The organism is Kitasatospora sp. NPDC127111 (assembly GCF_042677465.1).
Classification (GTDB): domain Bacteria; phylum Actinomycetota; class Actinomycetes; order Streptomycetales; family Streptomycetaceae; genus Kitasatospora.
In genome coordinates, this window is record NZ_JBHXTG010000157.1 from 1 (window position 1) to 4,143 (window position 4,143).

General features: G+C 74.3%; 4 protein-coding genes and 1 pseudogene. 3 read left to right on the forward strand and 2 right to left on the reverse strand.

The window, feature by feature from the left end:
• Together ACFVHB_RS39880 and ACFVHB_RS39885 are read right to left on the reverse strand one after the other, a co-directional pair.
• Window positions 1-96 (reverse strand): annotated as a pseudogene (locus ACFVHB_RS39880) (electron transfer flavoprotein subunit beta); the annotation flags it as partial.
• A 357-nt stretch (window positions 97-453) separates the two neighbouring features.
• Entirely contained in the window at window positions 454-867 is a 414-nt protein-coding gene (locus ACFVHB_RS39885) for a thioredoxin family protein (protein ID WP_380332859.1), read from the reverse strand.
• Window positions 868-1,106: 239 nt separating this feature from the next.
• On the opposite strand from ACFVHB_RS39885, the gene ACFVHB_RS39890 reads away from it, so the two are divergent.
• The 3 genes from ACFVHB_RS39890 to ACFVHB_RS39900 all read left to right on the forward strand — a co-directional run bounded on the left by ACFVHB_RS39890 (window position 1,107) and on the right by ACFVHB_RS39900 (window position 3,937).
• Window positions 1,107-1,532, forward strand: coding sequence for a DUF4395 domain-containing protein (locus ACFVHB_RS39890; protein ID WP_380332860.1), 426 nt, complete (start codon window positions 1,107-1,109; stop codon window positions 1,530-1,532).
• A gap of 253 nt (window positions 1,533-1,785) precedes the next feature.
• Window positions 1,786-2,568, forward strand: coding sequence for a lysophospholipid acyltransferase family protein (locus tag ACFVHB_RS39895; RefSeq protein ID WP_380332861.1), 783 nt, complete (start codon window positions 1,786-1,788; stop codon window positions 2,566-2,568).
• 187 nt (window positions 2,569-2,755) lie between these two features.
• Complete coding sequence (locus ACFVHB_RS39900) at window positions 2,756-3,937, forward strand: TolB family protein (RefSeq protein WP_380332862.1); 1,182 nt, start codon at window positions 2,756-2,758, stop codon at window positions 3,935-3,937.
• Window positions 3,938-4,143 lie beyond the last annotated feature (206 nt).

Here is a 4,143-nt window from a genome sequence, read left to right on the forward strand (position 1 = left end):
CACGCCCTCCCGGTCGGTGGTGTGGTCGTCCGCGAAACGACGGTCACCCGTCGCGTCCGGCACGTACTTCACACAGACAACGATCCTCAAGCTCACGGCCTGTCTCCTGTACTGGTCTCGTCCGGCGGCTGCGGCTGTGCAAGCGGGCGCGAACACGGCACGCACCCGCTCCGGGCAGCGGTTTCCCGTGCCGGTCCGGAACTTCCTGGCAGCATACTCGCCAGTAGCTCAGTGGTCACTACTGGCCAGTAGCTTACGCTGCCGGACCCCGGCCGGACGTCCCGCGCGGTGCCCGCGACGGCCCGGAGGAGCCCGGACCGGACGAGCTGCGGGACGGCCTGCACTGCCGTCGTCGCCCATCCTGCCCCAGGCCGCGCCCCGCACCACCCGACGGGGCGGCACAACCCGGCCGGATCGCCCGTCGCACCGGCGTCACGCGGCCGGGCGGGCGGGTCAGACCGCCTCGCCCAGGGCCGCGATCACGTCCGCCCTGCGCGGCAGCCCGGCCGCCCGGCGCACCACCCGGCCGTCCGCGTCCAGCACCAGCACGGTCGGCGTCCGCAGGACCTCCAGCCGGCGGACCAACTCCAACCGCGCCTCGGCGTCCAGCTCGACGTGCGCGACCCCGTCCACCATGCCCGCGACCTCGCCGAGCACCCGGCGGGTCGCCCGGCACGGCTGGCAGAAGGCGGTCGAGAACTGCACGAGCGTGGCCCGCTCACCGAGCGGCTCGCCCAGCTCCGCCGCCGACAGCCGTACCGCCCCGTCCTTCGTGCGCACCCGCAGCCTCCCGTCGCGCCTCGCCCGCAGCAGCCCGAAGGCACTCGCCAGCGCGAGCACGATCACGCACACCACCAACCCGGTCATCCCCCCAGTCTGCGCCAGAGCGCCGGGGCCGCCGCACGCGGCCCCGGCGGTGGCCGCGGCCCGGGCAGCGCGGTCGACCGCCCCGTCCGGGCGCGCGTACGATCACCGGGTGGACTCCGACCGCCCCGCACAGCCGCTGCTGACCACGCGCCGCGTGGTCGACCTGTGCCGGGCCACGGCCTCGCGCTGTCGCTGACGCGCCCCGCCGTCCCTCTCCACGCCCCCACCCCGGAGTCCCCGTGCAGATCGACCCCCGCGGCCCGCGCTTCGCCGCCGCGCTCACCACCCTCGTCCTGATCGCCGTCCTGCTCAGCGGCAGCGGCCCGCTGCTCGCCCTCCAGGCCGTCGTCTTCGGCCTCGGCGCCTTCGGCGGCCCGCACCGCTCCCCGTACGGCTGGCTGTACCGCACGCTGATCCGCCCCCGGCTGGCGCCGCCCGCCGAGACCGAGGACGAGCGTCCGCCGCGCTTCGCCCAGGCCGTCGGCCTCGTCTTCGCCACCGTCGGCACGCTCGGCTTCCTCACCGGGGTGACCTGGCTCGGCCTGCTGGCCACCGCCTTCGCACTCGCCGCGGCCTTCTTCAACGCCGCCTTCGGCTACTGCCTCGGCTGCGAGGTGTACCTGCTGATCCGCCGCGCCCAGGGCCGCCCGGACCCCGCGGCCTGACCACCGCGCGCGGCCCGGCCGCGACCCCGGAGGCCCCGGGCCCGGAAGGTTCCCGTCCGTCCCATCACGGAGATCACACCCCCGTCGCCCGTCCGACAGCCCGCCTCAGGTGACAGCGGGCACTCGTTCGGGGGATCATCTCCGTGTATCACCCGTGGCCGCCGCGGCGTGCCGCGCCTCCGGTCGGCCCCCACGCACGGTCCCGGGTACCGCCGTACCGGGCCGCCAGCGCCCGTGGAAGTCAGGACTGACCGTGGCTGAGTTCGTGTACCCGCCGGTGATCGGCGCCGCACTGACCGTCTTCCGCGCGCTCGACGTGCGCATCCAGATCGTCGGCGCCGAGCACATCCCCGCCGAGGGCGGAGCGGTCCTGGTGAGCAATCACATCAGCTACCTGGACTTCCTCTTCGCCGGCCTCGGCGCCTACCGCGGTGGCAAGCGCAAGACCCGCTTCATGGCCAAGGACGACGTCTTCAAGCACAGCGTCTCCGGCCCGCTGATGCGCGGCATGAAGCACATCCCGGTCGACCGCACCGACGGCCAGCCCGCCTACGAGGCCGCGGTCCGCGCACTCCGGGCCGGCGAGGTGGTCGGGGTCTTCCCCGAGGCGACCATCAGCCGCTCGTTCATGCTGAAGAAGTTCAAGACCGGCGCCGCCCGGATGGCCGCCGACTCCGGCGCCCCGCTGCTGCCGGTCGTCCTCTGGGGCACCCAGCAGCTCTGGACCAAGGGCCGCCCGAAGACCCTCACCAAGCGGCACGTCCCCGTCACCATCATGATCGGCGAGCCGATCGAGCTGGCGCCCACCGACAAGCCCGTGATGGTCACCCGCCGGCTGCGCGCCGCGATGGGCGAGATGCTGGACCGCGCCCAGCGCGAGTACCCCGGCAAGCCGGCCGGCCCGGACGACACCTGGTGGCTGCCCAACCACCTCGGCGGCACCGCGCCCACCCTGGAGGCCGCGGAGGCCGAGGACGAGGCGGAGGCCGCCGCCAAGGCCGAACGCCGCGCCGCCGGGGCCGAAGGCCAGGGCTGACCGCCCGGCGGGGCGGCGCCGAAGGTCCGTACCCGTTCGGTCAACCAGACGGTCCGCTCTTCATACTCCGTGTGACCGACCGGTGCCGCAGCGTCGCGTGTCGCCCGCCCGCGCGCACTCCCGATCTGCCACAGTGACAGCTCCCTCGGGGGCCCTGTCCCGCACCAGAGACGGAGATGACACGGCGATGACCGGCACACGGCAGCTGCCACAGACCACCACGGCCCGCACCCGCGCCCGCGCAGGTGCGGGCCTGCTGCTGGCCGGCGCCCTGCTCACCGGCTGCGGCGCCGAGCCCGGCGAGATCCCGCTCAGCGAGATCCGGGCCGACCCCCCGTCCGCCACCCCCACCCCCGCCCCGGAACCCGCCGTCGCCGCCCCGACCGCCGGATCCGTCGCGGTCGCCGCCGCCCACACCCGGCCCAACGGCCTGATCGCCGGCCGGGTCTTCCTCGACGACCGGCGCACCACCAGCGCCCTGTTCACCGTCGCCCCCGACGGCAGCGGCGAACGCCGGCTCACCCAGCCCCCCGCGCAGACCCGCGACGACCACCCCGACTGGTCCCCCGACGGCACCACCCTCGTCTTCGACCGCACCACCGGCGAATCCGCCGGCCGGATCTGGACGATCGGCGCCGACGGCGAGAACGCCCGCCAGCTCGGCCCGCTCTGCGAGGCCGGCGCCGCCGACTGCGCCAACGAGCAGGAGACCACCCCGGCCTTCTCCCCCGACGGCAAGCAGATCGCCTTCAGCCGGACCTGGGGCACCGCCGACCCGGCCTCCAACCAGAGCCAGTTCAGCGACCTCTACGCCATGAGCCCCGACGGCACCAACGTCCAGCGGCTGACCTTCCTCACCAACGACAAGCCCTACTCCGGCTACGTCACCAACCCCGCCTGGTCGCCCGACGGCAAGCAGATCGTCTTCTCCTACCAGACCAGCGCCACCGGGCAGCCCGCCAACAGCCGTGCCCTCTACGTCGTCAACGCCGACGGCACCGGGCTGCACCTCCTCACCCCCTGGGAGCTGCGCGCCGGCGACCGGGCCAGCTGGTCCCCCGACGGCACGCAGATCGTCTTCACCACCTATCCGGCCGGCCCCGACAACGCCCCGGGCGGCGGCATCTACACCGTCCACCCCGACGGGACCGCCATCGGCGCCCTCACCCCCGGCCCCTCCGACGCCTACTACGGCGCGGCCTCCTACTCCCCCGACGGCACCTCGATCGCCTTCACCCAGGCCCCCGCCAACGGCAGCACCGAGCTGTTCACCATGAAGAGCGACGGCTCCAACGTCGCCCCGCTCACCAAGACCCCCGAGAGCTGGGAGGGCCGCCCGAGCTGGGGCACCGCCCAGGCGCCGAGCTGAGCCCGGCTCGGCCCACGCGTCTCAGGAAGCCGTGGGCCGAGCCGTTCGATCCCGCTGAATGCCGTGCGTCGAATGCCGTGAGTCGAATGCCGTGAGTCGCAGCGGAGAGACAACGCAGAGAACCCCCACCCGGGATCCGGGTGGGGGTTCTCTGTGAATGATTGTTCGGCGGCGTCCTACTCTCCCACAGGGTCCCCCCTGCAGTA